This window comes from Phenylobacterium conjunctum, assembly GCF_042679085.1.
GTDB classification, from domain to species: domain Bacteria; phylum Pseudomonadota; class Alphaproteobacteria; order Caulobacterales; family Caulobacteraceae; genus Phenylobacterium; species Phenylobacterium conjunctum.
In genome coordinates, this window is sequence record NZ_JBHTLQ010000010.1 from 47,673 (window position 1) to 70,193 (window position 22,521).

Sequence of the window (22,521 nt, forward strand, 5' to 3'; positions counted from 1 at the left end):
ACAATTAGGTGACATGGTTCCGACACGTTCGCAAGCCCGGTCGCGTCACGCGCGACCGGCTCTTGGCGCCATTCTGCGTGGAGTGTTGCGAAATTACGGCCCGAGCGGGGCCGTACCCTCTTCAGGCGTCGCGGTCTGAACCTGTGAGGTCCTGCGCAGCGTCCCAAGCCCCAGGGCCAGCGACAGCTTGGCGTCCCAGCCATAGGGGTCGTCCAGGAACACCGCCTGCCCGGCGTCGTCGACGGCGACACTGTGATAGAGCAGCCGGACCGGAACCGGCTGGCCCAGCTCGACGACGCGGGTCTGGCGCGAGGCCAGATCCTCCTCGAACTCAGCCTCGCGGCCGGTCTTGGTCGCCAGATGCCGGGCGAAGTCCACGGCGTTCTCGACCCGCACGCAGCCGTGGCTCTTGTGCCGGGTGGACGTCGCGAACAGGGCCTTGGCCGGGGTGTCGTGCAGATAGATGGCGTAGGGGTTCACCATGTTGAACTTGACCTGCCCCAGGGCCGAGTTCGGACCCGGCCGCTGCACCACGCGCCCGCCCGTCAGGTACATGCCCGAACGCCGCAGATAGCCGAGCCCGCGCGGCAGGATCTCCCGGCGCGCAATCGACGGCGGCACGTTCCAGGGCGGATTGACCACCAGGTTCGAGAACACGCCGCCGAGGTTCGGCGTGGCCCGGCCCGGACTGCCACAGACGGCCCGCCCGGCCCAGTCGACCCCGCCGTTCTCGATGTAGGCGAAGGTGGCGCCGCAGGTGTTCACGTCGATCCGCGTGGCCGGCACCTCGCGGCTGAGCCAACGCCGCCGCTCCATATTCAGCACCAGCTTCCGCGCCCGGTCGCCGGCGTCGATGTTCAGGGCCGCGACCGTCGCCCGGTCCAGCCGCCCGGTGATCGGCAGGGCGTGGGCGGCCTGCAGCCGCTTCAGCCCCTCGACCATCGCCGGAGTGATCTTCACGTCCTGGCCGGCCGACCCGGCCATCAGCCCACGGTCAATCAGCTTCTGCGCCACCCGCGGCGCACGGCCGTCATAGTCGCCGAGCCCGACCTCCGGCCCGCCCGTCACCGCCAGGCTGGGCGGCAAAGTCATCTCGTCACGCACCTTCAGATAGGCGGCGGACAGGGCGAGATACTCAGGGTCACGCGGAGCCAGGCTGTCCAGCCAGGCGGCCACCTCGCCGCGGGACAGGGCGCGGTCGAGGCCGCCCACCACGTCCACCGTATTGCGCTCCAGCGTATAGATCGCATGCAGGCTGACGGGGTCGATGATGCCCCTGGACAGCGCCTCGCCATAGGCGATGGCGGTCAGGGTCAGGGCCGCCTCGCGCATGGCGGGATCGCCCCATCCCCCTTGCGGCGGACGGAAGGCCTCGGCGTCGAGGCCGTGACGGGGAGCGCCGTCCAAGGCCATGGTCAGGGCGAAGGCCTGATCCTCGGTCCAGGCGGCGGTCCAGCCCCTGCGGGCGTAGAAACGGCGCACCCGACCGTCGGTGACAGCCTGGCGCAGCACAAAGGGATCGACCGCCGGCGGCGGCTGGCGCGGGGGCTGGGCGGCCACCGCCAGGGGCGCACCGACCGCCAGGCCCAGGGCCCAGCCGTTGAAACCACGACGCGTGACGCGCTTGGCCGGGCTAGAGCGCTTGCCCCCGCCGCCCTTTCCGCTCTTCATCCGTGCCGCCATGCGTCCCCCGTGCTCCGCCACCATGGAACAGGGTTAACGATCCCGCTAGACCACTCGCGCCACAGGGGCGCCGCTTCTCGCCCCAATCCGGTGCGTCAGCCTGTTGACCTCAGAGCCGCGGCGATGCCGGACACCGTCTGGTGCAGGCCCAGACGAAGGCGGGCGTCGTCCTCACCTCGGCGACGGCGCGCCAGCAATTCGATCTGCAGCCGGTTCAGCGGATCCACGCGCACACGGCCCAGGGCGACGGCGTCAGCCACCTCCGGCTGGAGCTGCAGCAGGCGGGTCGCGCCCCTCACGGCCAGGGTCAGCTCGCAGGCCGCCTCCCACTCCCGCCGCACGGCGTCGAAGATGCGCGCCCGTGCAGTGGGGTCCGGAAACAGGTCCGCATATTGGCCCGCCAGGTCCATGTCGCTCTGGGCCAGGGCCAGCTCCATGTTGGACAGGACCGTCGCGAAGAAGTCCGAACCCTGCCCCATCTCGCGCAGGGTCGCGGCGCTGAGCCCCGCAGCCCGAACGCCAGAGGCGAAGCCGTACCAGGCCGGGAGCATGAAGCGCGCCTGGGACCAGGAGAACACCCAGGGAATCGCCCGCAGGTCGGCGATCCGCCGGCTGGCCCCGCGCGACGGGGGGCGCGAGCCGATCTTCAGGTCGGCGATCTCGGCGATTGGCGTGGCGGACCAGAAGAAGGCTTCGAACGCCGCGTCCTCATAGACCAGGCCGCGATAGGCCGCGAACGCGCCGGCCGCCAGAGCGTCCATCTGCGGGGCGAAGCGATCATCGTCCCCCTCACCCGCCGCGCGGCCCTTGCCGCTGGCCACCAACGCCGCGGCCACCAGCTCCTCCAGATTCCGCCGGGCGGTAGGGGCGTCACCGAACCGGCGGGTGATCATCTCCCCCTGCTCGGTCAGGCGGATGCGGGACCGCACCGCGCCCCGCGGCTGGGCCAGGATCGCCTGGCCGGTCGGCCCGCCGCCGCGCCCGACGCTGCCGCCGCGGCCGTGGAACAGGCGCAGGGCGACGCCGGCGTCCTCGCAGACCTGGGCCAGGGCCTGGGCCGCCTGGGTCGCGGCCCGGCGCGAGGTGAAGAAGCCGCCGTCCTTGTTGGAATCCGAGTAACCCAGCATCACTTCCTGGCGGGCCGGATCGCCCAACAGGGACCGGGCCTGGGGCATGGCCAGCCAGGCGGCGATGATCCCCGGCGCCCGCTCCAGGTCGCCGATGGTCTCGAACAGCGGCGTGACCGGCAGACGCGAGGTGGGCTTCATGCCGCCAAAGGCGATGCCCGCCTGCTTGAACAGCACATAGGGCTCCAGGATGTCGGACACCGAATCCGACTTGGAGATGATGTAGGACGCCAGCGCGCGGGGACCGTAGGCCGACAGGGCCTGGGCCGCGGCGTCGAAGATCGCCAGCTCCTTCAGGGTCTCGGGCGTGTAGGCGACGAAGGGCGAGCGCAGGGGCCGGTCATTGGCCAATTCCCCCAGCAGCACGGTGACCTTGGTGGCCTCGTCCAGGTCGCGATAGTCGAGGCCCGGCGCGGCGTGACCGAACAACTCGGCCAGCACCCGTTCGTGCACATCGGCGTTCTGGCGCAGGTCGATGGACAACAGGTGGAAGCCGCAGCCCTTGGCCACCGCGATCAGGGACGCCAGCCGCGAGCCCACCACGCGGCGCCCGCCATGAGCCAGCAGCGAGGCCGCAACCACCTCGAGATCGGCGATAAAGGCGTCGGGACCGGCATAGGCCTCGGCCTGACCGCCGAAGCGCGTGCCGCCCAGGCGGTCCATGGTCACTGTCAGCCGCTGCTCCACCCCGACCAGGGCCCGGCGATAAGGCTCGTCCCGCCGGTGCGGATTGTCGTCGCCGGAGGCCTCGGCCAGGGCGAGGAGCGCGTCGGACACCGGGGTCAGTTCGGCGGCCAGGGACAGGTCCTCGCGCAGCCGGCGCACCTCGGTCAGGTAGAAGCCGAAGATCAGCCGGGCCTGGAGGGTCAGGGCCTCACGCAACGCCTCGGCCTCCACGCCGGGATGCCCGTCCCGGTCGCCGCCCAGCCAGGAGCCGAGCTGCAGCACCTTGCCGAAGTCTGGCCCAGACGGGAACTGCCGCCCCCAGCTCTCATAGAGCTCCGCCAAGGCGGGCAGCATGGCGTTGGAGACAATGGCCAGGGTGTTGCGGATCTCGTCCGCCACCGTGATGCGCTCGGGCCGGGTCAGGCGGGTGCGCCAGAGCAGGGCCAGCTCCCGGAACAGGTCGTCGCGCAGGCGCTGGTCCAGGTCCGGCGGCAGGGCGTGGCGGCGCAGGCCCAGCAGGCGGGCGATCTCGAACTGGCGCTCGACCACGCTGCGGCGGCGGACCTCGGTCGGATGGGCGGTGAGCACCGGCGAGACCTGGAGGTCGCGCATCAGCCGGTCGATCTCGTCGCGGTCCAGGCCGTTGTAGGTCAGGGCGTCAACGGCGGCGCTGAGGGTCGCAATCCGCGCCTCGTCCGCGGCCTGGCCGATCTCGACGGGCGCCCGTAGGCCGGCCACGTCCTCGGCGATATTGGCCAGCTGGGCCTGGACCGCCAGGCCGCGGGCCAGGAACACCGCCTGGTCCAGGGTCAGCCCCTGGAACAGGTCCGCCAGCCGGTCGCCCTCCCCGGCCCGGCGGGCCTCCTCCAGCAGACCGGCGGCGGCCTCGCCGTCGAGGTCGTCAATGACCTCGGCGAGCAGGCCTTCGAGCAGCCGCAGGTTGGCCCGCACATTGTCGGAGCGGTCGCGGGCGGGATCGGGACGCATCAGGCCTTTCCCAGGATCAGGTCAGCGGGCCAGCCAGCCCCCGTCCACCGGGAGCAGGGTCCCGTGGACGTAGTCCGACGCGGCCGAAGCCAGGAACACCGCCGCGCCGCCCAGGTCCGACGGCTCGCCCCAGCGGCCGGCTGGGATGCGGGCCATGATGTCGCGCGTGCGGCCCTCGTCGGCGCGCAGGGCCTCGGTGTTGTTGGTGGCGAAATAGCCCGGCGCGATGGCGTTCACGTTGATCCCCTTGGCCGCCCACTCATTGGCGAGCAGCTTGGTGATCCCGGCAAGACCGCTCTTGCTGGCCGTATAGGACGCGACCCGGATGCCGCCCTGGTAGGACAGCATCGAGGCGACATTGATGATCTTTCCGCCACGCCCCTGGGCCAACATCTGCTTGGCCACCGCCTGGGTGAGGAAGAAGGTCGTCTTCAGATTGACGTCCATCACCGCGTCCCAGTCGTCCTCGGTGAACTCCAACGCGTCATTGCGCCGGATGATCCCGGCGTTGTTGACCAGGATGTCCACCCCGCCGAAGGCCGCGATCGTCTCGTCCAGCACCCGGCCGATCGGCTCCATGGACGACAGGTCGGCCGAGATGGCCACGAACCGCCGCCCCAAAGCCTCGACCGCCTTCTGGGTCTCCGCCGGCGCCGTGCGCCCCACCGCGGCGATGTCGGCGCCCGCCATGGCCAGGGCCTGGGCGATGCCCTGCCCCAAGCCGGTGTTGGCGCCGGTGACGATGGCCGTCTTTCCGGAAAGATCGAACAGCTTCATCGGCCTACTTCAGCTGGCAGATGTCGAGGACGTGCATGTCGGTGTAGTCGAGGTTCTCCCCGCCCATGGCCCAGATGAACCCGTAGTTCGAGGTGCCGGCGCCCATGTGGATCGACCAGGGCGGCGAGATCACCGCCTCGTTGTTGGCCATGACGATGTGGCGCATGCTGTCGGGCTCGCCCATGAAGTGGAAGACGCGGTTGTCGCCTTCGAGGTCGAAGTAGAAATAGATCTCCGAGCGGCGGTCATGCAGGTGCGGCGGCATGGTGTTCCACACGCTGCCGGGCTTCAGGAAGGTGACGCCGAGCAGCAGTTGGGCGCTCTCGCACACGCCGGGGATGATGTACTGGTAGATGGTGCGCTCGTTGGAGGTCTCCGGCGCGCCGCGCTCCAGCGGATTGGCCTCGCTGATGGCGATCTTCTTGATCGGGCAGACCTTATGGGCGGGCGTCGAGGCCAGGTAGAACTTGGCCGGGTTGGCCGCGTCGGCGCTCTCGAACACCACCTCCACTGACCCCATCGGGATGTAGAGGCCGTCGCGCGGGGCCATGTCGAAGGCCTGGCCGTCGACCGTGATCTTGCCCGGACCACCGACGTTCACGACACCCAGTTCCCGGCGCTCAAGCAGGGGATGGCCCTTGGCGCTCTCCGGCTCGGTCTGGACCGGCAGCTTCAGGGGCGCGGCCGCCGGCTGGGCGCCGCCGATGATGAAGCGCTCATTGTGGCTGTAGTTCAGGCTGACCTCGCCGGCGACGAACAGCTCCTGGACCAGGTAGCGGTCGCGCAGGTCGTCATTGTCGGCGCCCCACATCATGTCCGGGTGGGTGGCGTGATAGGTTTTCTTGAACATGATCTGAGCCTTGTCGGATGGATTTCAGGCGCTTTGCGCCAGGGATGCGGGAGCCCGGTCGAGCTTGTAGGCGCGCTTGGGCAGGGTGTAGGCGAGATCGACCGCCAGCTCGGCGGCCTCGTCCTCGGCCATGCGGTGCTCGGCCACCAGCCGCGCCAGGAAGGCGCAGTCGACGCGCCGAGCCACGTCGTGGCGGGCCGGGATCGACAGGAAGGCGCGGGTGTCGTCGTTGAAGCCGACGGTGTTGTAGAAGCCCGCCGTCTCGGTGGTTTGCTCACGGAACCGACGCATGCCCTCGGGGCTGTCGTGGAACCACCAGGCGGGACCCAGCTTCAGGACTGGATAATGGCCGGCCAGGGGCGCGAGTTCGCGGGCATAGGCCGTCTCATCCAGGGTGAACAGGATCACCGACAGCCGCGTCTCATTGCCGAACCGGTCCAGCAGCGGCTTCAGCGCCCGGACATAGTCGGTTCCCGTTGGGATATCGGCGCCCTTGTCGCGACCGTGGCTCGCGAACAGGCGGGCGTTGTGGTTGCGGAACGAGCCGGGGTGGATCTGCATCACCAGGCCGTCGTCCAGGCTCATGGCCGCCATCTCGGTCAGCATCTGGGCGCGGAACAGCTCGGCCTGGGCGGGCGTCGCCGCTCCGGACACGATCACCTTAAACAGGGCCTCGGCCTCGCTCGCGGACAGGTCGGCGGTGGCGGCGGTCGGGTGGCCGTGATCGGTGGAGGTCGCGCCCATCTCTGCGAAGGCGGCGCGGCGGATGCGGTGGGCCGCGAGATAGCCCTTCCAACTCCAGACATCCTGGCCGGACAGTTCGGCGAAGCGCCTCATGGCCTCGGGGAACTGCTCGTGCTCGGCGTCGATCACCGGGTCTGGGCGATAGGCGGTGATCACCCGCCCGCCCCAACCGCTGGCGCGGATCGCCCGATGATGCACCAGGTCGTCGGACGGGCTCTCAGTGGTGGCCAGGGCTTCGATGTTAAAGCGCTCGAACAGGGCGCGCGGCCTAAAGACGTCGGTGGCCAGCTTGTCGTTGATGGCGTCGTAGTAGAGGTCGGCGGTCGAGGCCTCCAGCGCCACCTCGAAGCCGAACACCGAGGAAAACACGTGGGCCAGCCACATGGCCGAGGGCGTGCCGCGGAACAGGTGCTGATGGGCGGCGAACACTCGCCAGGCCTCGCGCGGATCAGCCTTCGACGGGCCGTCCTTGGACGGCACGCCCAGCTCTTCCAGGGCGATCCCCTGCGAGTAGAGCATCCGGTACAGATAGTGGTCCGGGGCCAGCAGCAGCTCGGTGGCGTTGCCGAAGCTGGCGTCGGTGGCGAACCACTCCGGATCGGTATGACCATGCGGGCTGATGATCGGCAGGTCCTTCACCAGGCCATAGAGCCGCCGGGCCACGGCGCGGACACCGGCCTCGACCGGAAACAGGCGATCATCATTGAGGATCAGCGGGCGGGTCATGGGCTCTGAGGCGTTTCCTGCAGCGAGACGAGCGCTCGACTTGGCGCGATGGTAACCGGTGTCATCGCCAAGGGCAATGATCGAAGCCAGCTTAGCGCGATCTATGGTCCTGGGTCAGCCGACCTTGGCGGTCGAGGCCCGCACCACCAGCTCCGGGCGCACCTCGTGAGCGTCGGCGTGGGTGTCCCGCAGCGGGTTGGGAACCAGCATCTCCCCGGCCATCCGCCCCATGTCCCGAAGCGGCAGGCGCACCGAGGCGAGCGGCGGCCACAGGCGCGCGGCGATAGGCGCGTCGTCAAAGCCGAGGATGGAGACGTCCTCGGGGATCCGCAGCCCCGCGTCCCGCGCCGCCAGATAGGCGCCGCTGGCCATTTCGTCGTTCAGGCAGAAGATGGCCGTGGGCCGATCCTTGAGTTCGAACAGTTCCCGGGCGGCGGCGATGCCGGATTCGTAGGTATAGGCCCCCTGCTTGGCCAGGGCCGGGTCCAGGCTCAGGCCGCGCTCGGCCAGGCCGGATTCAAAGCCGCGCCGCCGCTCCACCGAGGAGCGGAAGCTGGGCGGTCCCGAAATCAGGGCGATGCGCTTGTGGCCCAGGTCGGCGAGATGGCGGGCCGCCTCGGCCGCGCCGCGCCCGTCATGGCTGACCACCATGCAGGAGGCGTCGTCCATGGGCACCGAGGCGATGCGGACGTACTTGCAGCCCAGTTCCTTGAGCAGCTCCACCAGGGCTTCGTCTTCCGAGACCGGCGAGGGCAGCACCACGCCGAACAGCTTCTGGCGCTCGACGAACACCCGCATCTCGTCCAGCAGGCGCGGGCTGGAGCGGTCCACCGGGCGGACCACCAGCTCAAAGCCCGTGCCCTTCAGGGCGTCCAGGATGCCCTGCTGGTGGCTGACCGTGTGTTGGGGATTGGGGTTGTCGTAGATCAGCCCGATCAGGAACGAGCGGCGGAAGGCCAGGCCGCGCGCCTGGGGATCCGGCACGTAGCCGGTGTCCTTGATGATCTCCAGGACAGCCTTGCGGGTCTCTTCCTTGACGAAGGGGGACGCGTTGATGACGCGGCTGACGGTCTTCTTGGAGACCCCGGCCATGCGGGCGACATCATTGATCGTGTGACGGCGCTTGGCGTCACCGTCCTGGGCGCGAGCCCTGCGCTTCCTCTCCGGACCTTCTTCGTGCGACGCCACAGGCCCACCCGTCCCTATTCTTCAGGCGTCGTACATAGCCCGCCGCCGTCGGCCGCGCCAAGGGAAGCCTTGCACGATACCTGACACCGGTATCATACCTAGGTCATGACCCAAGACGCCGCGATTTTGCGCATCGATCCCCGCGACGACGTCGCCACCGCCCTGGTCGCCCTGGCCCCCGGCGATTCGGCCGGCGGCGTGACGGTCCGCGGCGAAATCCCGGCAGGACACAAGCTGGCCCTGCGCGCCATCGCCAAGGGAGCTCCGGTCCTCAAGTACGGCTGGCCGATCGGCCGGGCGACGGCGGACATCGCCGCCGGCGACCATGTGCACAGCCACAACCTGGCCACCGCCCTGCAGGGCCTTGAGGACTACGCCTATGCGCCGCAAGCGCCGGAGCCGCTGGCCGGCTCGGATGCAAGCTTCCTGGGCTATCGCCGCACCGATGGCCGGGTGGGCACGCGCAACGAAATCTGGATCCTGTGCACCGTGGGCTGCGTGGCCCGCACCGCCCAGCGCATCGCCGAGGCGGCCGCGAAGCGCTTCGCGGGCCGCGTGGACGGGGTGATCGCCCTTACCCACCCCTTCGGCTGCTCCCAGCTAGGCGATGACCTATCGGCCACCCGCAAGATGATCGCCCAGTTGGCGGGGCATCCCAACGCCGGCGGCGTGCTGATCGTCGGCCTGGGCTGCGAGAGCAACCAGCTCGGCCCCCTGCTGGAGACCTTGGAAGGCGTCGCGCCTGAGCGCCTGCGGGCCTTCTCCGCCCAGATGAGCGAGGACGAGCTGGAGGAAGGTCTGGCCTGTGTTGAGGCCCTGGTCGCGGTCGCCGAGCAGGACCGCCGCGAGCCCTGCCCCGTCTCGGACCTGGTCATCGGCCTGAAGTGCGGCGGCTCGGACGGGTTCTCCGGCCTGACGGCAAATCCCCTGGTGGGCCGCATCGCCGACAAGGTCGCCGGCGCGGGCGGCACGGCGATCCTGACCGAGATCCCGGAAATCTTCGGGGCCGAGCGCCTGCTGATGGCGCGCGCCACGGACGCGGCGGTGTTCGACGGCGTCGTCAAAGTGGTGGACGACTTCCGGCGCTATTTCATCGCCCACGGGGAGCCGATCAGCGAGAACCCCTCCCCCGGCAATATCGCGGGCGGCATCACCACCCTGGAGGAGAAATCCCTGGGCGCGGTCCAGAAGGCCGGACGGGGCCAGGTGACCGAGGTGCTGCGCTATGGCGACCGGGCGACTTGCCCCGGCGTGGTGCTGCTGGAAGCGCCCGGCAATGACGCGGTCTCTTCAACCGCCCTTACGGCGGCGGGCGCGACGGTGATCCTGTTCACGACTGGCCGGGGCACGCCCCTGGGCTTCCCGGCCCCGACCCTGAAGATCGCGACCAACTCCGGCCTCGCCCAACGCAAGCCCCGTTGGATCGACTTCGACGCCGGAACCATCGCGGCCGGCCAGTCCATGGACACCGCCGCCGACGCCCTCATGCGCGTCGTCCTCGCCGCCGCCTCCGGACGCCAGACCCGGGCCGAGGAGAATGGCGAGCGGGAAATAGCGATCTGGAAACGGGGCGTGACGCTATAGGCTCAGCGCCTCAGGTCCCCTTGGCCTTGGCTCCACTGTCCAGCACCTCCGGGCGCTTGGGCGTCATGTCGCCCAGGTTCCAGTCGGCGTCGTTGAAGGTGCGGTACGTCATCTTCGGATGCGGGTAGCCGTGGATGGCGTCCTGGCTGTCGATGATGGTTCCGCGGCCCTCGGCCACGTCGGCCAGCAGGCGCACATCGTCATAATCCCGATCCCAGGGCCGGGCGCCGGCGTTGTGCAGCACCGACTTCTGGACCTCCGTCGCCGGCATCAGGGACAGGCCCTGCGGCCAGGTCGGCGGGGTCTTGGTCTCGATGATCCGGGCGGGCGAGGTCGTGTAGCGGCCCAGCTGCGGCAACGGACGGCCGATGCGGTCCACGGCGATGTTGTCGCGGCCGTAGTATTCCACGTCGCCATAGCCGCCGAGTTCGAAGAAGGCGAGCTGGTCCGGGGTCGAAATCCCGGCGCGCAGGGCGTTGCCCACGGCGGTGATCTTGCCGACCTGGTAGTCGTGGTCGCCCCACTCCTCGGCCTGCAGATTGTAGTGCAGGGCCCGCTGGCCGGGATCGAAGATCAGGTTGTTGGCGAACACCGCCCGCACCCCGCCCTTGAACAGGGCGTTACGCTCATAGTTGTGGGCGTAGAGGTTGCCGATGATCAAAAGGTCCGAGACGTTGTCATGGATCAGCGAGCCCTTGGAGTGTTCGATCTTGGCGTGGGTCGAATAGGCCAGGCTCTCGGCGATGATGTTGTTCGAATAGGTGATCTTGCGCGAGGTGCCGGCGCGCCATTCGTCCGGCGTCTTGCCGGTGAAGCGCGGTCCCGAGACCGAGAGGTTCTCGTCCGTCGCCCAGCTCAGGGTGCAGTGGTCGACGATGATGTTGTAGGCCGCCCCTTGGGTGGAGAAGCTGTCCTCCTCCCAGCCGCTCTTCTTGGGCTGGCCGGCGTCCCCGGAGCGGATGCGGATGTGCTGCATCACCACGTCGTGGGCCGAAACGTCCATGCCGCCACGGATCAGGGTGATTCCCGGCGACGGCGCCGTCTGGCCGGCGATGGTGACGAAGGGCTCATCGACCTTGAGCGTCTTGCGGTCGAGGTCGATCACCCCGCCCACTTCAAAGACGATGATCCGCGGTCCCTTGGCCTCCAGGGCCTCGCGGAACGAGCCCGGACCTTCTGAGGCCAGGGTGGTGACCTTGATGATCCGACCGCCGCGTCCGCCGGGCGTCGTGGCGGCCCAGCCCTGGGCGCCTGGAAACGCCAGGGGCGCCGTCACGGCGGGCGCCGGAGCCGCCTTCAGCGAAAGCCCCAGCGCGGGGGACACCGCCAACAGGCCCGCGGCCACCGCCGCTCCAAAACCGATACCGAGCCTGCGGCCCATGACGCGCTCCTCCGCTCCCTGACTGAACCCTATGCGCTCCCGGCCCGATCCGGGCGAGACGAATGGGACTTGATTTGAAAATGACACCGGTTTCCTCTACAGACAACTCATGGATCGCCGGACGTGGATCGGCGGGGGGAGGAATTCGGGCGTGAGCGTAACGGTCGCCGACAGGGCGCAAGAGTTTTCCGCGGATCGGCTCGCCGAACGGTTCGTGGCCGCGCGGCTGTCCGCCACCGCCCTGCCGAGCTTTCCCGGCGCCCTGCCCGCGGACCTGGCCACCGCCTATCGGGTCCAGGACGCCGCCATCGCCATGTGGCCCGACGAGGTGATCGGCTGGAAGGTCGGCCGCGTCCCGCCCGAGCATGAAGGCCCGCTGAAGGCCGCGCGCCTGTTCGGACCGACCTTCAACCGCGCGCTTCACCTGGTGAACCCTGGCGACCTCACCGACATTCCGGTTTTCGTCGGCGGCTTCGCGGCCATTGAGGCTGAGTATGTCGTCCGCATCGGGACCGACGCGCCGGCCGACAAGCTCGACTGGACTGTGGACGAGGCCAAGGGCCTGGTGGGGGCGATGCACATCGGCATGGAGCCGGCCAGCAGCCCCTTCCCCGACATCAATGTCATCGGCCCTCTCGCCGTGGTCTCCGACTTTGGCAACAACGCCGGCCTGCTGGTGGGCGCCGAGATCGCCGACTGGGCCAAACGGCCGCTGGAAGAGCTGCGCTGCGAAGCCCTGATCGAGGGCGAGGTCAAGGGCCAGGGCGGCGCCTTCATCCTGCCCGGCGGACCGCTCACGTCCCTGCGCCTGCTGGCCGAGAACGTCGCGCGCCGCGGACGGCCGCTAAAGGCGGGCCAGTATGTCTGCACCGGCGCCGCCGCCGGCATCATCGAGATCCAGGCCGGACAGACCGGCGCCGTGCGCTTTGAAGGCTACGGCGAGATCCGTTGCCGAGCCGTCCCGGCTCAGGCCAGTTAGTCGACCAAGGCGGGCGCCAGGCGACGGCGGCCGCTGAACCCTAAAGTCGCCAAGGGATGACCGCCATGAGCACCGCTGAACCGCACGTGTCCCCAAAGGTCGGCCGATACCGCTGGGTGATCGTGAGCCTGCTCTTCACGGCCGTGGTCATCAACTATGTCGACCGCCAGATGCTGGGCGTGCTCAAGCCCTTCATGTCCAAGGAACTGGGCTGGAGCGAGACCGACTACGCCGACATCGTCTTCTGGTTCCAGGCGGCCTACGCCATCGCCTATCTGCTGTTCGGCGCCTTCGTGGACAAGGTGGGCGCCAAGGTTGGCTACGGCGTGGCCTTCGTGATCTGGCAGTTGGCCCACATCGCCCATGCCGGCGCGCGGGACCTGGGCCACTTCTTCCTGGTGCGCATGGCGCTGGGCGTCGGCGAGGCCGGCAACTTCCCCGCTGGCGTCAAGGCGGTGACCGAGTGGTTCCCCAAGAAGGAGCGCGCTCTGGCCACCGGCATCTTCAACGCCGGCTCCAACATCGGCGCGATCATCACGCCCATCCTCGCGCCGGCGATCATGATGGCCTTCGGCTGGCGCGCGGCCTTCATCATCACTGGCGTCATCGGCCTGTTCTGGATCATCGCCTGGATGGTCATGTACCGCTCGCCGGAGCAGCACCCGAAGGTGACGCCGGAAGAGCTGGCCTACATCCAGCAGGACCCGCCGGATCCGGTGGCCAAGGTGGGGTGGCTGAGCGTGCTGCCGCAGCGCGAGACCTGGGCCTACGCCCTGGGCAAGTTCCTGATCGATCCGGTCTGGTGGATGCTGCTGTTCTGGCTGCCGGACTACTTCAAGAAGACCTTCAGCCTGGACATCGCCACCTTCGGCCTGGTGCTGGCGATCGTCTATCTGATCTCCGACGTGGGCAGCGTGTTCGGCGGCTGGATGTCGTCGCAGTTGATGCGCCAGGGCCGCAGCCTGAACTTCGCCCGCAAGATCACCATGCTGGTCTGCGCCCTGGCGACCCTGCCCTATCTGTTCATCAACCAGGTGCACGACCTGTGGCTGGCGACGCTGCTGGTGGGGCTGGTGGCGGCGGCGCACCAGGCCTTCTCGGCCAATCTCTACACCTTGCCGGGCGACGTCTTCCCGCGCGCAGCGGTGGGCTCGGTGATTGGGATCGGCGGGATGCTGGGCGGCGTGGGCGGCATGATCATGGCCAAGTCCGTGGGCCAGGTGCTGGAGACCGCTGGAGGCTACGGCCCGATCTTCGCGGTCTGCGCCGGCATCTACCTGCTGGCCCTGGCCGTGGTCCACGTCCTGACGCCTAAGATGGATCCCGTCGCCAAGCTTTAGGCGCTTGTTGGAGTGGTACTGAAACCCTGGAGAAAATTTCTCCAGGGCTTTGTTTAGGCTGCCTTTTTGTCGCTGCGGAGCGCGTCTGCGAGGTGGGCGGCGACGTCGGCGGCCTGCAGGCGGATGTCGGGAACGGCGGTGTTCTCCCACACCCCGCCGCGGGTGAGCGGGCCGACCGCGTAGAAGCCGTCATGCACCAGCCCCTCCCGGTCCATCGGTCGAGAGGCGGCGTCGACCTCCAGACCCAGGCGCAAGGCGTCCCCGCGGATCAGGCCCTGGTCCAGCAGCCGGCGCAGCAGGCGGTCGCCGGTCTGGCGGATATCGCCCCGCACGCCGCTGCAATTGACCACCGCGCCCACGGTCAGGCGCCGGAGGGCCTGGCCGCCCCTCGGCCGCCACATCACCTCGATCCGGTCGCCCACGGGGGAGAGGCTGACGATCTCGCCGGCCCGAACCGTCAGGTCCCGGGTGCGGGTCATGGCGGCCAGCTGCCGCGCCACGCTGGGCGCCAGGCGATGGCGGTGCACATCCCACCAGGGCCGGACATGGCGCAGGAAGGCGCCGCGCTCGCGCGGGCTCCAGCCCTGCCAGATCCTGCGCACATGGGGCCGCAGGTCATCCACCGCCTCGCGCCAGTCAGCCTCCTCCGCCCGCGCCCGCACCCAGGCCAAGAGGGCGCGCGGACTGCCCGACGGCGGGGCCTCGGGCGGGCGGCTGGCGACCGGGGCATGGGCCCGGGGCGACAGGCCCCGGCGCGAAATCGCCCGCAGGCGGCGATCCGGCGTCGCCAGGCTGAGGGCCACATCGACCATGGTCATGCCGGACCCGATCAGCAGCACGTCGAGGGCGTCGGCCGGGAGGTCGTCCGCCGCCGCCCAGGGATCGGCGCGATAGCGGGGCGAGGCCAGGAGCGCCGGGTCCAGCCCGGCGGGCGCCGCGGGCTTCAGAACGCCGGCCGCCAGCACCACGGCGTCCGCCTCAAGCTCGCGGCCCAGGGCCAGCCGCACGCGCCACCCCCCGGCCGGCGCACGATGGATCTCCACCGCCTCATCCTGCTCGAGCAGCAGGCGATCCGCGCCGACGGTCTCGAGGGCCTCGCGCAGCAGGTCCTGCAGATAATCCCCATAGACACCGCGGGTGACGAAGCCGCCTTGGGAGCTCCAGCCGCCGTGGCGCGCCAGCCAGCCGGTGAAGTGGTCGGGCTGGTCCGGAAAGGCGCTCATGTTCGCGACCCGGACATTGAGCAGATGGTCCGGATTGGCCGTGGAATAGGCTGTGCCGCGCCCGAAACGCCCTGCCCGCTCGATCAGCCGCACCCGCGGCCCGTCCGGCTGGGCGGCCAGGTGCAGGGCGGTGAGCAGCCCGCTGAAGCCCGCGCCAATGATCACGACAGTGGGGCGCTGGGTCATTGGGAAACCTAAGCTTGGAGGGTGGCGACCTTTATTCCCATAATTTTGATCGGATTTAAAGGCAATCCGCTTTCGCCCGTCCTGGGCTACCCTGCGGCATCGATTAAGTTGACGCCTCCGTCAGCTTCGGCTTAGGCCAGTGGGTACAACGGAGAGGAACGCGCCATGAGCGACGGCAATGTCGACCTGAAGAACGACCTGCGGGCCCAGATCTACGCCACCCCGCTCGACCAGCTGAACCCGGCCCAGCCGGAACTGTTCCAGGCCGACGCGCACTGGGCGATGTTTGAACGCCTGCGCAAGGAAGACCCGGTCCACTACACCGCCGAGCATGAGTTCGGCCCGTACTGGTCGATCACCAAGTACAACGACATCATGGCCGTGGACACGAACCACGAGGTCTTCTCCTCCGAGGGCGGCATCACCATCGCCAACCAGGACGCCGGCGAAGGCCCCCTGCCGATGTTCATCGCCATGGACCCGCCGCGCCACGATGAGCAGCGTAAGACGGTCAGCCCCATCGTCGCCCCGCACAACCTGGCCAAGCTGGAGCCGCTGATCCGCGAGCGCGCGGCCGGCATCCTGGACGGCCTGCCGATCGGCGAGGAGTTCGACTGGGTCGACAAGGTCTCGATGGAACTGACGGCCATGACCCTGGCCACCCTGTTCGGCATGGACCAGAAGGACCGGCGCAAGCTGACCTACTGGTCAGACGTGGTGACCGCGGCGCCGGGCCAGGGCCTGATCGACACGATCGAGCAGAAGATGCAGATCTTCGTCGAGTACCACGCCTACTTCACCGAGCTGTGGAACCAGCGGGTCAACGCGCCGCCGACCGGCGACCTGATCTCCATGCTGGCCCATGGCGAGGCGACCAAGAACATGTCGCCGCGGGAGTACTTCGGCAACGTCGTGCTGCTGACCGTCGGCGGCAATGACACCACCCGCAACACCATCTCCGGGTCGGTCTACGCGCTGAACAAGAACCCGGACCAGTACGCCATGCTGCGCGCCAATCCGGACCTGATCCCGTCGATGGTCTCCGAGACCATCCGCTGGCAGACGCCGCTGGCCCACATGCGCCGGATCGCCACCCGCGACTTCGACCTGGGCGGCAAGACCATCAAGAAGGGCGAAAAGGTCGTCATGTGGTACGTCTCGGGCAACCGCGACGACGAGGTGATCGCCAACCCGGAAGCCTACATCATCGACCGCGAGCGTCCCCGCCAGCACCTGTCCTTCGGCTTCGGCATCCACCGCTGCGTGGGCAACCGCCTGGCCGAGCTGCAGCTGCGGATCATCTGGGAAGAGATCCTGAAGCGCTTCCCCGAAGTGCGGGTGGTCGAAGAGCCCAAGCGGTCGTGGTCCACCTTCGTGAAGGGCTATGAGCGCATGAAGGTCGTGATCCCGGCGAAGAACTGAGACTGAGCGCCCCTTCTCCCCTTGCGGGAGAAGGTGTCGGCGTAGCCGACGGATGAGGGGTCTCGCTCCCCTCTCCGTTCGGCCCTGCGGGTGCAAGCCCGGCCAATTCTCCGCAACCCCTCATCCGACCTGGCTCCGCCAGGCCACCTTCTCCCGCAAGGGGAGAAGGGGCGGTCTGCTGATGTCGGATTCTGCTCGACCGCACGTCCTTGGATCAGGAACATGATCCAAGGAGGATGACGATGGGCGAGCTGGTTCTGACCACCTATGACTGGGTCCCGGAGTTTCCGCGCGGCTATGTGCGGGACCTGCGGGCGAGATGGGCGCTGGAAGAAGCCGGCCTGCCCTATCGGATGGCCTACACCCCCTTCGACAACCGCCCGGCGGACATGCTGGCGCACCAGCCCTTCAACCAGGTCCCCTGGCTGACCGACAGCGGGGTCAACTATTTCGAGAGCGGGGCGATCGTGCTGCACATCGCCAGCAAGAGCGACCGGCTGCTGCCGGCCGATCCCAAGGCGCGGGCCGATGCGGTGAGCTGGCTCTTCGCGGCGGTGAACTCCATGGAGCCCGCCATCATGCCCTGGTTCATCCTGTCCCTGTCGCCGGAGAAGGACAGCGGCGCGATGAGCATCTTCGCAGGCCATCTGCAGCAGCGGCTGGACCGGCTGGAGGCCGTGGTGGCGTCGCGCGACTGGCTGGCCGGCGCCTTCTCCGCCGCAGACATCATGACGGCTGACGCCCTGCGGCTGGCGGACCGCCTGGGCGGACTTTCAGCCCACCCCGCCTGCAAGGCCTATGTCGACCGCGCGACGGCGCGGCCGGCCTTCCGCAAGGCGCACGCGGACCAGATGGCGCACTTTGCGGCGGCGGACGGGCTGCGGGCGGGATGACCTGTCTTCCGTCTCCCATTGCGGGAGACGGGAAGCGATCAGCCCAGATTGCGGCGGAACAGGGCGTTCAGGCGGGCCCAGTGCTGTTCGGCGGCAGGCTTGTCGTAGGCCATGCGCTGGGGGAAGGCGAAGCCGTGTTCGACGCCGGGATAGATCTCCACCTCGGCGTTGATGGCCGGGTTGGCGGCCAGGGCCTGGCTGAGTTCCTCGACCATCTCCATCGGCGCCCAGCGGTCCGTCTCGGCGCAGGCGAAGTAAAGTTCGGCCCGGGCCTTGGCGGCCACCAGGTGCGGGCTGTCAGACTTGTCGGTGACCAGATAGGTCCCGTAGAGCGAAGCCGCCGCCTTGACCATGTCGGGGTGGCGGGCGGCGCAGTTGATCGCGTACTGGCCGCTCATGCAGTAGCCGAGGCAGCCCACTTGCCGCACATCCGCCGCCGGGTCCTTGGCCGCATAGGCCAGCATGGCGTCGGCGTCGTCCATGACCTTGTCGATGGTCAGGGAGTACATCAGGTCCATCATGGTCTGACGGGCCGGATCGTTCGGATCGACCGGCAGGGGCCCCAGCTCCATGACGCCAGAGCGGTAATAGAGGTTGGGCAGCATGACGTAGTAGCCGGCGGTGGCCAGGCGCCGGGCCATGTCGCGCAGTTCCTCGCGGATCGCCGGGGCGTCCATGAAGAACAGGATGGTCGGATGCGGCCCATCGCGGTCGGGATGGACGATGAAGGTGGTGGTGGCGCCGTCCTTCGTCGGGATGTCGAGCTGGTGTTCGATCATGGCGGAACTCCTGTCTCTCAGGGGATCAGGGCGCAGGCGCGGGCGAGCGAGACGCGGGTCAGCTCGCGGCGGCGCAGGAAGGTCGCCCAGGCGTCGGTGGTGGGATCGCGGCTCTTTTGCCACTCGCCCAGGTCCCGGTAGCGGGTCATGAGCAGTAGGCGGCGCTGGCCGGCGGCGAGGTCCGCCTCGGACTCGGCGGCGAGGAACAGGCCGTAGATTCGGGCCTCGAACCGGGTCTCGAAGTCGGGCCAGGCCTCGCCGGACAACCGGACAAACTCGTCCGCCCCCTCGGCGTCCACCGTGAACCAGTTGTGGACGTAGATCCCGCCAGCCGGCGGCGGCTCCGCCGCTGTCGGGCGCAGGGTGGGTTCGAGGTCGTGCGCCTCCCCTCCCACCACGCCGGGCGCGCCCAGGACATCGGTGCGATGATCCGGGGGCAGCAGCACCAGGGCGGTGTTGGAGGCGAAGCCCAGCACCGGCGCCCAGACCGCAAGCGGACCGTCGGTGCGCCGCAGGAAGGCGGCGAGCTCGGCCTGGGCGGCACGCGCCCGGCCAAGCTCGACCTGGAAGTAGCGCCAGGCCATCGCCCTAGTAGTTCACGCGGGCGGCGATGGCGCCGTCGACCAGCATGTTGATGCCGGTGGTGAAGGACGAGCGCGGGCTGGCCAGGAAGACGGTGGCCGCGGCGACCTCTTCCGGGGTGGCCATGCGGCCCATCGGGTTGCGGGCGATCATCTGGTCGAAGAAGCCGGGCATGCCCTGCTTCACCCGGCCCCAGACGCCATCGTCGAAATAGACGGTGCCGGGCGAGATGACGTTGCAGCGGACGTGCTTGGGCGCGCCCTCGCGGGCCAGGCCGTGGGCGTAGTGGATCAGCGCCGCCTTCATGGCGCCATAGGACGAGGCGTTCTGGGTCTCGGCGGCGGAGACCGAGGCCGTGATCAGGAAAGCGGCGTCACCCTTCTCGGCGCCGGCCTTCTCGAGGAAGGGCCGGGCGGCGGTGAAGCTGTTCACAGCGCCCATCAGGTCGATATCGAACATCGCCTTCCAGTCCGACGGCTGGACGCCCTGGACCAGGGCCGAGGCGTTGGAGACCAGGACGTCGATCCCGCCCAGCTCCATGGCGGAGGCCTCGATGAAGCCCTTGAGCGAGTCGGCGTCAGCGATGTCGACCACCTGGCCGAAGGCCTTAACGCCCTTGGCCTGCAGGGCGGCGACGGCGGCGCCCACCTCATCGGCCTTGCGGGCGCAGATGGCGACATTGGCGCCCTCGTCGGCGAACAGGTCGGCGATGGCCCGGCCGATGCCGCGCGTGGCGCCGGTGACGATGGCGGTCTTGCCCTTGAGCTGAAGGTCCATGGCCCGATCTCTCCCGAATGATTTGGCGTTCGTTGTTGAAAGCCTTGTAGCCGAACCGGCCGGGCGCGCTAAACACCTGTTCGAGACACGCGCCGGAATTCCTTCATGCTCGACCAGTTCGAAGCCCGCCTGGATGGAGACTTCGCCCCCATGGGCGTGGAGACCCTGAGGGCCGCGCTCAGCCCCCTGTTGCCGCCGGGCGGGTTCGTGGCGGACGTGGAGTCTCTGCGGGCCTTTGAGAGCGACGGCCTGGCGGCCTATCGGTCCCTGCCCGCCTGTGTGGTGATGCCGGAGACGACCGACCAGGTCCGCGCGGTGATGGCGACCTGTTCGAAGCTGAAGGTCCCGGTGGTGGCGCGCGGCGCGGGCACCGGCCTGTCGGGCGGCGCCCTGCCCTTCCCCGGCTGCGTGCTGGTCTCGATGGCCAAGTTCAACCGCATCCTGTCGATGGACGCCCGCTCGCGCACCGCGCGGGTGCAGCCGGGGGTGCGGAACCTGGCGATTTCCGAGGCCGCGGCGCCGCTGGGCCTGTTCTATGCGCCGGATCCCTCGTCGCAGATCGCCTGTTCCATCGGCGGCAATGTCGCGGAGAACGCCGGCGGGGTGCACTGCCTGAAGTACGGCCTGACCGTGCACAACATCCTCAAGCTCGAGGTGGTGACCATTGAGGGCGACCTGCTGACCATCGGCTCAGGCGCCCTGGACGCCGCCGGCTATGACCTGATGGCGCTGATGACCGGCTCGGAAGGGCTGCTCGGCGTGGTCACCGAGGTGCTGGTCAAGCTGGTCCCCCTGCCCGAGGTGGCCAAGGTGCTGATGGCCTGTTTCGATGAGGTGGAGACGGCGGCCCAGGCCGTGGCCGACATCATGGCCGCGGGCATCGTGCCGGCGGGCCTGGAAATGATGGACGGCCCGGCCCTGCGCGCGGCCGAGGACTTCGCCCACGCCGGCTATCCCAAGTCGGCGGCGGCGATCCTGCTGTGCGAGCTCGACGGGGTGGCGGCGGATGTCGAGGAGGAGATCGCCCGGGTCACCGCGCTCCTGACCCGCAGCGGCGCCTCGGAGGTGCGGATCGCCCGCGACGAGGACGAGCGCAAACGGTTCTGGGCTGGGCGCAAGGGGGCCTTCCCCGCGGTCGGACGGCTCGCGCCGGACTATTACTGCATCGACGGCACCATTCCGCGCCGGTCCCTGCCCAAGGTCCTGACCCAGATCGGCGAGCTGGCGGAGGGCCACGGCCTGGGCGTGGCCAATGTGTTCCATGCCGGCGACGGCAATCTTCACCCGCTGATCCTCTATGACGCCGGCAAGCCCGGCGACCTGGAGAAGGCCGAGGCCCTGGGCGGCGAGATCCTGGAGCTGTGCGTGGCCGTCGGCGGCTCGATCACCGGCGAGCACGGGGTGGGCCGCGAGAAGATCAACCAGATGTGCTCGCAGTACGGCGACGCTGAGCGCGACGCCTTCTTCGCCCTGAAGGCGGCGTTTGACCCGGACGGCCTGCTCAATCCCGGCAAGGCGATCCCGAGCCTGGCCCGCTGCGCCGAGTACGGCCACATGCACGTCCACGCCGGCCAGCTGCCGCATCCCGAGCTGGAGCGGTTCTGATGGACCTGACCCAGGAGATCGCGGACCGCGTGAGGGCCGCGACAGGCCCCTTGCGCATCGCCGGGGCCGGGACCAAGGCCTGGTACGGCCGGGCGGTGGTGGGCGAGGTGCTGGACCTCACCGGGCACAGCGGGATCGTCGACTATGACCCCAGCGAACTGGTGGTCACCGCCCGGGCCGGCACGCCGCTCGCCGAGATCGAGGCCGCCATCGCCGCGCACGGCCAGATGCTGGCCTTCGAGCCGCCGGCCTTTGGCACCCTGGGCGGGGCGGTGGCGACAGGGCTCGCCGGGCCGCGGCGGCCGTTCACCGGGGCGGTGCGGGACTATGTGCTGGGCGTGCGGGTGCTGGACGGTCGCGGCGATGTGCTGCGCTTCGGCGGCACGGTGTTCAAGAACGTCGCCGGCTTCGACGCCTTCCGGCTGATGTCGGGCGCGCACGGGACGCTGGGCGTGATCCTGGACGTGTCGCTGCGGGTCACGCCCCGGCCGCGGGTCGAGGTGAGCCTGGCCTTCGATATGGCCGGCGGGCCGGCGCGGGACTGGGTGACCGGATTGATGGTCCGCCCCCTGCCCCTGTCCGGCGCCTTCCATGACGGCGAGCGGCTGCACCTGCGCCTGTCCGGCGGCGAGGCGGCGGTTTCGCAGGCCGCGGCGGAGCTGGGCGGCGAGGCCGAGGGGCTGGAGCTGTGGAGCGTGTTGCGCGACCTGAAGCACCCGGCCCTGGCCGGGCCGGTGCTGTGGCGCATCGCCCTGCCGCAGACCGCGGACATTCCCGCGCTTGAGGGCCGCCTGGCCTGGGACTGGGGCGGCGGCCAGGTGTGGCTCTCGGCCGAGGCGGCAGATCCGCAGGTCTGGACCAAGGCCGCGGCGGCGGGCGGTCACGCGACCCTGATACGCGGCGGAAAAGACCAGGTGTTCCAGCCGCTTGAGCCTGCCCTTTTCAAGCTGCACCAGCGGATCAAGGCGGCGCTGGACCCGGCGGGGATCTTGAATCCCGGCCGGATGCACGAGGGGCTTTGA

The 22,521-nt window shown here is 69.3% G+C and carries 18 protein-coding genes; 7 read left to right on the forward strand and 11 right to left on the reverse strand.

The features are described from left to right. Nucleotides 1-93: 93 nt before the first annotated feature. From ACFQ27_RS06375 to ACFQ27_RS06400, 6 genes are all read right to left on the reverse strand, one after another. Nucleotides 94-1,671, reverse strand: coding sequence for a L,D-transpeptidase family protein (locus ACFQ27_RS06375; RefSeq protein WP_377353007.1), 1,578 nt, complete (start codon nt 1,669-1,671; stop codon nt 94-96). Nucleotides 1,672-1,778: 107 nt separating this feature from the next. Then, complete coding sequence (ppc, locus tag ACFQ27_RS06380) at nt 1,779-4,463, reverse strand: phosphoenolpyruvate carboxylase (protein ID WP_377353008.1); 2,685 nt, start codon at nt 4,461-4,463, stop codon at nt 1,779-1,781. A 21-nt stretch (nt 4,464-4,484) separates the two neighbouring features. Beyond that, nucleotides 4,485-5,240, reverse strand: a complete 756-nt coding sequence (gene kduD, locus ACFQ27_RS06385; RefSeq protein ID WP_374344654.1) for a 2-dehydro-3-deoxy-D-gluconate 5-dehydrogenase KduD — start codon at nt 5,238-5,240, stop codon at nt 4,485-4,487. Between the two features lie 4 nt (nt 5,241-5,244). Beyond that, nucleotides 5,245-6,090, reverse strand: a complete 846-nt coding sequence (kduI, locus tag ACFQ27_RS06390) for a 5-dehydro-4-deoxy-D-glucuronate isomerase (protein ID WP_374344656.1) — start codon at nt 6,088-6,090, stop codon at nt 5,245-5,247. Nucleotides 6,091-6,114: 24 nt separating this feature from the next. Continuing rightward, nucleotides 6,115-7,560 (reverse strand): glucuronate isomerase, encoded by a 1,446-nt coding sequence (uxaC, locus tag ACFQ27_RS06395; protein WP_374344658.1) that lies wholly within the window; start codon nt 7,558-7,560, stop codon nt 6,115-6,117. Between the two features lie 114 nt (nt 7,561-7,674). Continuing rightward, a complete protein-coding gene (locus ACFQ27_RS06400; protein WP_377353009.1) occupies nt 7,675-8,748 on the reverse strand; it encodes a LacI family DNA-binding transcriptional regulator in 1,074 nt (357 codons plus the stop codon). Between the two features lie 105 nt (nt 8,749-8,853). On the opposite strand from ACFQ27_RS06400, the gene ACFQ27_RS06405 reads away from it, so the two are divergent. Next, nucleotides 8,854-10,332, forward strand: a complete 1,479-nt coding sequence (locus tag ACFQ27_RS06405; protein ID WP_377353010.1) for a UxaA family hydrolase — start codon at nt 8,854-8,856, stop codon at nt 10,330-10,332. Between the two features lie 10 nt (nt 10,333-10,342). Here ACFQ27_RS06405 and ACFQ27_RS06410 read toward each other — a convergent pair whose 3' ends face one another. Continuing rightward, a complete protein-coding gene (locus ACFQ27_RS06410; protein WP_377353011.1) occupies nt 10,343-11,713 on the reverse strand; it encodes a pectate lyase family protein in 1,371 nt (456 codons plus the stop codon). Between the two features lie 151 nt (nt 11,714-11,864). Here ACFQ27_RS06410 and ACFQ27_RS06415 point away from each other — a divergent pair, with 151 nt between their 5' ends. Continuing rightward, nucleotides 11,865-12,692 (forward strand): 2-keto-4-pentenoate hydratase, encoded by an 828-nt coding sequence (locus ACFQ27_RS06415; RefSeq protein ID WP_377353012.1) that lies wholly within the window; start codon nt 11,865-11,867, stop codon nt 12,690-12,692. 65 nt (nt 12,693-12,757) lie between these two features. Further along, a complete protein-coding gene (locus ACFQ27_RS06420) occupies nt 12,758-14,032 on the forward strand; it encodes an MFS transporter (RefSeq protein WP_377353014.1) in 1,275 nt (424 codons plus the stop codon). A 53-nt stretch (nt 14,033-14,085) separates the two neighbouring features. Here the strand turns inward: ACFQ27_RS06420 and ACFQ27_RS06425 are convergent, their stop codons facing one another. Then, nucleotides 14,086-15,441, reverse strand: coding sequence for an FAD/NAD(P)-binding protein (locus tag ACFQ27_RS06425; RefSeq protein ID WP_377353015.1), 1,356 nt, complete (start codon nt 15,439-15,441; stop codon nt 14,086-14,088). Nucleotides 15,442-15,606: 165 nt separating this feature from the next. Between ACFQ27_RS06425 and ACFQ27_RS06430 the strand changes: the two genes are divergently transcribed. Further along, entirely contained in the window at nt 15,607-16,863 is a 1,257-nt protein-coding gene (locus ACFQ27_RS06430; RefSeq protein WP_377353016.1) for a cytochrome P450, read from the forward strand. A 242-nt stretch (nt 16,864-17,105) separates the two neighbouring features. Next, nucleotides 17,106-17,756 (forward strand): glutathione S-transferase family protein, encoded by a 651-nt coding sequence (locus ACFQ27_RS06435; RefSeq protein WP_377353018.1) that lies wholly within the window; start codon nt 17,106-17,108, stop codon nt 17,754-17,756. A 38-nt stretch (nt 17,757-17,794) separates the two neighbouring features. On the opposite strand, the gene ACFQ27_RS06440 is transcribed toward ACFQ27_RS06435, so the two are convergent. Genes ACFQ27_RS06440 through ACFQ27_RS06450 form a run of 3 tightly spaced genes read right to left on the reverse strand, consistent with a single transcriptional unit; the run spans nt 17,795 to nt 19,894 of the window. Next, nucleotides 17,795-18,535: a dienelactone hydrolase family protein gene (locus ACFQ27_RS06440; RefSeq protein ID WP_377353020.1), complete on the reverse strand. Its 741-nt coding sequence runs from the start codon at nt 18,533-18,535 to the stop codon at nt 17,795-17,797. Nucleotides 18,536-18,552: 17 nt separating this feature from the next. After that, complete coding sequence (locus tag ACFQ27_RS06445; protein ID WP_377353021.1) at nt 18,553-19,119, reverse strand: hypothetical protein; 567 nt, start codon at nt 19,117-19,119, stop codon at nt 18,553-18,555. Between the two features lie 4 nt (nt 19,120-19,123). After that, nucleotides 19,124-19,894, reverse strand: a complete 771-nt coding sequence (locus ACFQ27_RS06450) for an SDR family NAD(P)-dependent oxidoreductase (protein ID WP_374344682.1) — start codon at nt 19,892-19,894, stop codon at nt 19,124-19,126. Between the two features lie 105 nt (nt 19,895-19,999). On the opposite strand from ACFQ27_RS06450, the gene ACFQ27_RS06455 reads away from it, so the two are divergent. Both ACFQ27_RS06455 and glcE read left to right on the forward strand, forming a co-directional pair. Next, the gene (locus ACFQ27_RS06455; protein ID WP_377353022.1) at nt 20,000-21,499 is read left to right on the forward strand and encodes an FAD-linked oxidase C-terminal domain-containing protein; all 1,500 of its coding nucleotides are present in this window, start codon (nt 20,000-20,002) and stop codon (nt 21,497-21,499) included. Next, nucleotides 21,499-22,521, forward strand: a complete 1,023-nt coding sequence (gene glcE, locus ACFQ27_RS06460; RefSeq protein ID WP_377353023.1) for a glycolate oxidase subunit GlcE — start codon at nt 21,499-21,501, stop codon at nt 22,519-22,521. The genes ACFQ27_RS06455 and glcE overlap by 1 nt, the downstream gene beginning before the upstream one ends.

What these genes read in the sequence shown, in the direction of transcription:
- ACFQ27_RS06375 (WP_377353007.1), bottom strand. Translation starts at nt 1,671, where the DNA reads ATGAAGAGCGGAAAGGGCGGCGGGGGCAAGCGCTCTAGCCCGGCCAAG.
- ppc (WP_377353008.1), bottom strand. Translation starts at nt 4,463, where the DNA reads ATGCGTCCCGATCCCGCCCGCGACCGCTCCGACAATGTGCGGGCCAAC.
- kduD (WP_374344654.1), bottom strand. Translation starts at nt 5,240, where the DNA reads ATGAAGCTGTTCGATCTTTCCGGAAAGACGGCCATCGTCACCGGCGCC.
- kduI (WP_374344656.1), bottom strand. Translation starts at nt 6,090, where the DNA reads ATGTTCAAGAAAACCTATCACGCCACCCACCCGGACATGATGTGGGGC.
- uxaC (WP_374344658.1), bottom strand. Translation starts at nt 7,560, where the DNA reads ATGACCCGCCCGCTGATCCTCAATGATGATCGCCTGTTTCCGGTCGAG.
- ACFQ27_RS06405 (WP_377353010.1), top strand. Translation starts at nt 8,854, where the DNA reads ATGACCCAAGACGCCGCGATTTTGCGCATCGATCCCCGCGACGACGTC.
- ACFQ27_RS06410 (WP_377353011.1), bottom strand. Translation starts at nt 11,713, where the DNA reads ATGGGCCGCAGGCTCGGTATCGGTTTTGGAGCGGCGGTGGCCGCGGGC.
- ACFQ27_RS06420 (WP_377353014.1), top strand. Translation starts at nt 12,758, where the DNA reads ATGAGCACCGCTGAACCGCACGTGTCCCCAAAGGTCGGCCGATACCGC.
- ACFQ27_RS06425 (WP_377353015.1), bottom strand. Translation starts at nt 15,441, where the DNA reads ATGACCCAGCGCCCCACTGTCGTGATCATTGGCGCGGGCTTCAGCGGG.
- ACFQ27_RS06430 (WP_377353016.1), top strand. Translation starts at nt 15,607, where the DNA reads ATGAGCGACGGCAATGTCGACCTGAAGAACGACCTGCGGGCCCAGATC.
- ACFQ27_RS06435 (WP_377353018.1), top strand. Translation starts at nt 17,106, where the DNA reads ATGGGCGAGCTGGTTCTGACCACCTATGACTGGGTCCCGGAGTTTCCG.
- ACFQ27_RS06440 (WP_377353020.1), bottom strand. Translation starts at nt 18,535, where the DNA reads ATGATCGAACACCAGCTCGACATCCCGACGAAGGACGGCGCCACCACC.
- ACFQ27_RS06445 (WP_377353021.1), bottom strand. Translation starts at nt 19,119, where the DNA reads ATGGCCTGGCGCTACTTCCAGGTCGAGCTTGGCCGGGCGCGTGCCGCC.
- ACFQ27_RS06450 (WP_374344682.1), bottom strand. Translation starts at nt 19,894, where the DNA reads ATGGACCTTCAGCTCAAGGGCAAGACCGCCATCGTCACCGGCGCCACG.
- ACFQ27_RS06455 (WP_377353022.1), top strand. Translation starts at nt 20,000, where the DNA reads ATGCTCGACCAGTTCGAAGCCCGCCTGGATGGAGACTTCGCCCCCATG.
- glcE (WP_377353023.1), top strand. Translation starts at nt 21,499, where the DNA reads ATGGACCTGACCCAGGAGATCGCGGACCGCGTGAGGGCCGCGACAGGC.